Below are 6,791 nucleotides of genomic sequence, written 5' to 3'. Positions count from 1 at the left end.
CGTCGACGCGCTGTCCGGCGTCGATCTCGAGATCGCCCGCGGCGAGCTGGTCGTGCTGCTGGGCCCGAGCGGCTCCGGCAAGACGACCCTGCTGAACGTCATCGGCGGCATCGAGCCGGCGACGTCGGGCACCGTCGACGTGGCGGGTGTCGATCTTGTGGGCCTCGACGACGACGGTCGCACCGCCTACCGGCGCGACCACATCGGCTTCGTCTTCCAGTTCTTCAACCTGATCCCGGCACTGACTGCGCACGAGAACGTCCAGCTCGTGGCCGAGCTGACCGGTCATGACGCCACGCGGACCGCCGAGACGCTCGCCGTCGTCGGTCTGGCCGAGCGCGCAGACCACTTCCCGTCGGAGCTCTCGGGCGGCGAGCAGCAGCGCGTCGCGATCTCAAGAGCGCTCGCGCCCGAGCCGGACCTGCTGCTGTGCGACGAGCCCACGGGTGCGCTGGACCTGGAGACCGGACGGCAGGTCCTCGGCGTGCTCCAGCACCGCAACCGCGAGCGGGCGACGACGGTGGTGAACGTCACACACACCGCGATCGCCGCGATGGCGGACCGGGTCGTGCGCCTGCGCTCAGGAGCGATCGTCGAAGTCACCCACAACGACGAGCCCTGCGACGCCGCGGAGGTCACGTGGTGAGCACCCTGCGACGCAAGCTGCGGCGCGACATCCGCCACCAGCTCGGACAGTTCGCGGCCATCGTGGTCCTCATCGCGCTCGGCAGCGCGCTGTTCGTCGCGAGCTACGACGCGTACCGCAATCTGGACCGCTCCTACCGCTCCCTGTTCTCCGAGCTGCGCTTCGCCGACGCCACCATCGCCGGTGGCGACACGCAACAGATCGCTCGGCAGGTCGCCGCCGTCGACGGCGTCACGGTGGTCGCCACACGCACGGTGACCGAGACGCCCGTGCGCGTCGGCGACCACAAGCTCATCGGCCGGATCGTCGGGACGCCGGTCGGCGGCCCGGCGCCGGTCAACCGCGTGGCGCTCGTCGAGGGCAGGTGGTTCTCGTCATCGTCGGACGGCGTGCTCGTCGAGCAACACCTTGCCCACCACTTCGGTCTGCACCCGGGTGACCGACTCCGGATCCGTGGCCCACAGCGATGGCGGGACGTCGACGTGGTCGGCGTCGCCGCGTCCACCGAGTACCTCTGGCCCGCGCGTAGCCGTCAGGAGCTGTTCCCGGCGCCCGACAGCTTCGGGGTGCTGTTCGCGCCGGAGCCGCTGGTCGAGGACCTGGCCGGCGGACCGAACGAGGCCCTCATACCGGTCGACGACACCCGGCGGGCGCAGGTCATCGCCGACGTCCGTGCGGTAGCGGCCGGCGCCGGTGCGACGTCGGTCACGACCCGGGCGCAGCAGGCCAGCAACGCCGTGCTCCAGGAGGACATCGAGGGCTTCCAGGGTCTGGCCGTGCTGTTCCCGTTGCTGTTCCTGTCCGGCGCGGCCATGGCGACGGCCGTCCTGCTGCGTCGCCGTGTCGCGGCGGAACGGACGATCATCGGGACCCTCCGGGCCTGCGGGCTCGGTCGCCGTCAGGTGCTCGCCCACTACCTCAGCTACGGCCTCGCGGCCGGAGCGACGGGATCGCTGTTCGGAGTGCCGCTCGGGCTGTTCGCGGCACGGGAGCTGACCACCGCCTACACCGGCGCACTCGCTCTGCCGGCGACGGTCAATGCGATGTACCCCGAGTCCATCGCGGTCGGTCTGGCCTTCGGCATGGTCACGGGTGCGTTCGCCGCGTGGGTGCCGGCCCGGACGGCGGCGCGGCTGGAGCCGGGAGAGGCGATGCGGGGCATCGTCCCCCACAAGGGTCGTTCCGGTGTGGTCACGCGCCTGAGCCCGACGATCGGACGGTGGCCGGCGAGCTGGCGTCTGGTCGTGCGCAACCCCGAGCGCCACCCCGGCAGGACGCTGTCGACGATGCTCCGCGGGATTCTCGCGCTCGTCCTCGTCCTTGCGTCGGCCGGCATGATCGACACGATCCGGGCACTGGTGGATCGCCAGTTCTCACACATCGACCGCAGCGACGCGCAGGTGGTGCTCGCAACCCCCGCCGACCGCGCGGAGCTCGCGGCGCTGACCGCCGTGCGCGGCGTGGCGGCTGCCGAGGCGGTCGCGGGCGTGCCCATCACGCTCGTCGCCGGAGACAAGCGCTACGACACGACGTTGCAGGCCTTCTCCACCGACACGTCCATGCACAGGTTCGAGGGATCAGTCCGCTCCGCGATGGAACTGCCCGGCACGGGCATGCTGCTCGGGGCGGCGCTGCGGACGGAGCTCGATCTGTCCACGGGGGACCGGATCCGCGTGCTCGACGCCGATGGCAACGCCCTGGGCACGGTCGACGTGGCCGGCTTCGTCGACGAACCGCAGGGGTCGTTCGCGTACGTCTCGATGGCGGCGTTCAACGACCTGGCACCCGATCAGGTCATCCGGACGGCGGCCCTGCGCTTCGACGACGGTGTCGCGGCCGACGCCGTCGCCGGTCGGCTCGCCGCGCGCGACGAGGTGCTGGCGGTGTCGCGCACCGGCGTCCTGGAGGAGACGGTCCAGCAGTTCCTCGGCCTCTTCTACGCCTCCGTCGGAGGCATGCTGCTGTGCGGCGGGCTGCTGGCATTCGGCATCCTGTTCACGACGATGTCGGCCAACCTGTCCGAGCGCTCCGTCGAGGTCGCGACGTTGCGCGCCAGCGGCGTCGAACAGCGTCGCCTCGCCAGGCTCATCACGGCGGAGAACGTGCTCGTGACACTGCTGGGCGTGGTCCCCGGGCTCCTGCTCGGCTGGCTCGCCGCGGCCGAGGCCCTGGCCGCCTACAACAGCGACATGTTCCGCTTCGAGCTCACGATGTCGCCGCTGACGTTCGTCGTCGCCGCGGCGGGGATGCTGGTCGCCGCGCTGGCGTCACAGGTGCCGGGCCTACGAGCGCTCCGCCGCCTGCGCATCGCCGACATCGTCCGCGAACGCGCCGCCTGATCGCATCCGGCGCGCCGGCCTCGGGCCCCTGAGCACCGCGTCGGTGTGGGAGGTGTCGACCATGCCTGCGGTACCGTCGTCGAGACGTCACATCCCCCAGAGCAGTGCGGAAGGTCGCCCCGAGTGTCGATCCTCGTCTGGATCCTGCAGTTCATGCTCGCATTCGCCTTCCTGGCGCGGGCGGGATGAAGCTGACCAGGTCACGGGAACAGCTCGGAGAGCGCCTGGGGTGGGTGGCGGACTTCTCCGACACGATGGTCAAGGTCATCGGCGGCCTCGAGGTGCTCGCCGGCATCGGGCTGATCGTCCCCACGCTGGTGAACGTCGCGCCCGTGCTGGCGCCGTTGGCCGCGGTCGGGCTCGTGCTGCTCATGGTCGGCGCCGCCGTCGTGCACGGACGACGTGGTGAGACCCAGATGATCACCGTGAACGTGGTGCTCCTTGTGATCGCGGCGTTCGTCGCGTGGGCGCGGTTTGGCTCCTACGCGCTGTGAAGGCACGGCAACGCGATCGGCTGGCGCCGCGGGCAGCGCATCCCGGTCGATGCGATGCGGTGGGTCACCCGCGCTCACGCGGGATCGAGCACCGAGCGCACGGCGGCGAGTTGCTCGGGCCGGATCCGGTAGTACACCCACTGCCCCGGCGTTCACGTGCGAGCAGGCCGGTGTCGTGCAGCACCTTCAGGTGGTGCGACACGGTGGGTTGCGAGAGCCCGAGCGGTTCGACGAGCTGGCAGCTGCACGCCTCGCCTTCCGGTCGCGCGCCGATCAACGACAGCACCCGCAGCCGTGCGGGATGGCTCAGGGCCTTGAACACCTGTGCCATCCGTCGTGCATCTGCTTCTGTGACCGGCGCATCGAGCAGCGGCACGCAGCACGCCGTGGCCAGCGGGGACTCGGTCATTGCCAGGGTCCAGTAGGCCGCCCACATTGACGAACGTCGATGCGAATGGCATGGTGCATATTGATGGTCATCGATGCTGTGGCACGTCGGGTGCACGCCGAAGGGTGGTGCCCGAGCGCCACGGCCGATGACGAGCCGATGCGCGTGGAGGAGGTGACCACGATGGCGGCATCCTGCTGCGACGAGTCGTGCTGCCCCGAGGGCTGCTGCTGACCGCGGCCGCGGTGGAGGCGGCGCCGGCCGCCTCCACCGCCGTGCCCGGGCGCGGGTCCGGTGCCCGAGCTCAGGTCGCCGCGGCTGTGAGCGGTCGAGCAGTGACGCCCGGATCGCCGGCCGCGAGCCGAACACCAGGAGCACCAGCGCTTCGCGGGCGAGGCGCTGGGCGTGCGCGTCGACCAGGATCGACCGGCCGCCGGCATCGATCCGGCCGACCACGGGCCCTCCTATACCGCGTGCGGCCGCGCGCCGAGAATCGGCTCGGCCTTGAGCGCATGGTCACCGGACCCGCGACATCCACCCACCTGACCGAACAAGCCGCACGACGATGGCCGTTGCCCACCCTCATGCACCGAGTGAACGCGATCCCGGTGACGACCATCGCCAGGACGCTGCACGACGTCGCGGCGACCAGTGATCCCGCGCTGGTCGAACCGGCCGTCGCGCAGGCGGTCGCGCGAGGCACGCTGCGTCGTCGTCAGCTGCGAACGCTGGTCCGGGACACCCCGAGCCTTGCACCGATGGTCGTCGGCGCGCTGGCCGAGGAGTAGGCCGACACGTGGGTGCGACCGACCGGTACGCGTCCGCAGCGTTCCGGCCCGCGCTCGAAAAGGCACGCGGATGCTGGCTCGCCATACTACACTTGCGGTCCGACGTCACCGAAGGGAGTCGACGTGTCCGCGTCACGAGCCACGTCGTACCGGATCGACCCGTCGATCAAGGCACGGCTGGAGGCACAGGCGGCCGCCGAGCACGCCACCGAGCGTGCCCTGCTCGAACGGCTCGTCGCTGAGGGACTGGACGTCCTCCACCACCCAGGGATTGTGTTCCGCGACGGGCCGACCGGTCGCCGCGCCGCGCTCGCCGTCGGACCCGACGTGTGGGAGGTCATCTCCGCCCTGCGTTCCACCACCGGGTCGCAGGAGCAACGCGTGGGCATGCTCGCCGAGCAGTTCGATCTGCACCCGCGGCACATCCGCACCGCGATCGACTATGCCGCCGTCCACCGCGACGAGATCGACGCACAGGTCGCGCACAACGACGAGGCGGCGCATCGCACGGCGCAGATCGCGCAGGCACGCGACGACCTCATGGCCTCGTAAGACGTGCGGTTGCTGATCGACCAGATGTTCCCTCATGCGACCTGTGAACTCCTCAATGACCGCGGCCACGATGCCGTGCACGTGCGCGATCGCGGCGTGGACGTGCGGCCCGACGCCGAGGTCGTGGCGGTCGCGGCCGCCGAAGAACGCGTGATCGTCACCGAGAACGTCAAGGACTTCGCCGGCGTCCATCGCGTCACGGTCCTGTGCGTGCTCACGTCACGGCTGCCCCCACAGGGAATGCACGTCCACCTCGCCGAACTGCTCGACAAGTGGGCGATGGCCCACCCCAAGCCCTACCTCGGGCTGCACTGGCCGCCGTGACCGATGACCGCCGCCTGCAACCCAATCTGCAACCGAACTGCGTGGCGCAGGGTTGGAACGCGTCGTCGTCCATGACGCACCAGAGATCGCAAACGTGCTGGTCAGCACGACAATTCGGGATGGGACTCGGCGCGACATCGCGCAAACCGCGGCCACATCCTTGAACTGGTAGGCGACTTCGTGCGTCTCGTGGGTTCGAATCCCACCGCCTCCGCTGAAAAACCGTCCTAAGCTGCGGAAACGCGTTCAGCCGGCTGGACGATCACAAGTGCACAACCGGCCTGGTCGCGGCCGTGCAACCCAAATGGGGCGGTCGCGGACCTTGACTGGGTCGCAAAATCCGCCGGTGGACCCAGGGCTCGCGCAGCGAAGCAGAAAATCCCCGCCCCGCAACGCTGCGCGTGACCGAGGAACGACCATTCCCTGTCCCCAACAGGATGTTGCCACACAGACGCTCATCCCAACAGTGGCCCGATGGGCGCCTCTCGCTCTGGTCCAACCCGACCCGACCACCTACCGTCTCGCTCACGTCCGTGTGCCCTGACCCGACTGGGCTCGAAGCTGCCGACGACCGCCCGATGGCTGCTTCAGCCATCCCCGCCCGCAGGAAGGCCAGACCGATGACGAGAGCCGAAGACGTCTCGGGCGGCGGCCCGCTGGCGGAACGCCATGCAGTCGTCATCGCGGGAGGCGGTCCGACGGGGTTGATGCTGGCGGGCGAGCTGGCGTTAGCGGGCGTCGACGTCGCCATCGTCGAGCGGCGGACCAGCCAGGATCTCGATGCCTCACGGGGTGGCGGATTGCACGCGCGCACCATCGAGGTGCTCGACCAGCGCGGCATCGCCGACCGCTTCCTGGCGGAGGGCCAGGCGATGCAGGTGCAGGGGTTCTCCATGATCCCCCTGGACATCAGCGACTTCCCCACCCGCCACAACTACGGGCTTGCGCTGTGGCAGCGCACGTTCGAGCCCATCCTGGCGGGCTGGGTCGCCGAGCTGGACGTGCCGATCTACCGCGGACGCGAGGTGAGCGGCTTCGCCGAGGACGACACCGGCGTCGACGGATCCGGGTTCGTCGTCATGTCCCCGTTGCGCGCGGTGGCAACCCGGACGGCGCATCCTGTGTCGACCGTGCCAAACCCGTGCTAGAACCGGGCTCTATGGGTGATCCTGGGGCAAGGCTGATCGAAGCACTCGACACGCTGAATGGCGTCGCCGGCGAACTGACCGCCGATGAGGCTGCTGAACTGCTCGACGCTGC

General features: G+C 70.1%; 8 protein-coding genes. 7 read left to right on the top strand and 1 reads right to left on the bottom strand.

All coding sequences use genetic code 11. The features are described from left to right. The 3 genes from VK923_18785 to VK923_18775 form a co-directional block, all read left to right on the top strand. Positions 1 to 646, top strand: a 646-nt coding sequence (locus VK923_18785) for an ABC transporter ATP-binding protein (protein ID HSJ46728.1), incomplete at its 5' end; no start/stop codon positions are given. Further along, a complete protein-coding gene (locus VK923_18780; protein ID HSJ46727.1) occupies positions 643 to 2,985 on the top strand; it encodes an FtsX-like permease family protein in 2,343 nt (780 codons plus the stop codon). The genes VK923_18785 and VK923_18780, both read left to right, overlap by 4 nt. Positions 2,986 to 3,170: 185 nt before the next feature. After that, complete coding sequence (locus VK923_18775) at positions 3,171 to 3,479, top strand: DoxX family protein (GenBank protein HSJ46726.1); 309 nt, start codon at positions 3,171 to 3,173, stop codon at positions 3,477 to 3,479. Between the two features lie 64 nt (positions 3,480 to 3,543). On the opposite strand, the gene VK923_18770 is transcribed toward VK923_18775, so the two are convergent. Beyond that, positions 3,544 to 3,888: a metalloregulator ArsR/SmtB family transcription factor gene (locus tag VK923_18770; GenBank protein HSJ46725.1), complete on the bottom strand. Its 345-nt coding sequence runs from the start codon at positions 3,886 to 3,888 to the stop codon at positions 3,544 to 3,546. Positions 3,889 to 4,475: 587 nt separating this feature from the next. Between VK923_18770 and VK923_18765 the strand changes: the two genes are divergently transcribed. The 4 genes from VK923_18765 to VK923_18750 all read left to right on the top strand — a co-directional run bounded on the left by VK923_18765 (position 4,476) and on the right by VK923_18750 (position 6,679). Further along, the gene (locus VK923_18765; protein HSJ46724.1) at positions 4,476 to 4,655 is read left to right on the top strand and encodes a hypothetical protein; all 180 of its coding nucleotides are present in this window, start codon (positions 4,476 to 4,478) and stop codon (positions 4,653 to 4,655) included. A gap of 123 nt (positions 4,656 to 4,778) precedes the next feature. Next, the gene (locus VK923_18760) at positions 4,779 to 5,207 is read left to right on the top strand and encodes a hypothetical protein (GenBank protein HSJ46723.1); all 429 of its coding nucleotides are present in this window, start codon (positions 4,779 to 4,781) and stop codon (positions 5,205 to 5,207) included. Positions 5,208 to 5,210: 3 nt separating this feature from the next. After that, on the top strand, positions 5,211 to 5,531 hold the full coding sequence (locus tag VK923_18755; GenBank protein ID HSJ46722.1) for a DUF5615 family PIN-like protein: 321 nt from the start codon (positions 5,211 to 5,213) through the stop codon (positions 5,529 to 5,531). 620 nt (positions 5,532 to 6,151) lie between these two features. Next, on the top strand, positions 6,152 to 6,679 hold the full coding sequence (locus VK923_18750; GenBank protein HSJ46721.1) for an FAD-dependent monooxygenase: 528 nt from the start codon (positions 6,152 to 6,154) through the stop codon (positions 6,677 to 6,679). The last annotated feature ends 112 nt before the right edge of the window (positions 6,680 to 6,791 follow it).

This window comes from Euzebyales bacterium (assembly GCA_035461305.1).
GTDB lineage: Bacteria > Actinomycetota > Nitriliruptoria > Euzebyales > JAHELV01 > JAHELV01.
This window is presented reverse-complemented; position numbering and strand designations above follow the sequence as displayed.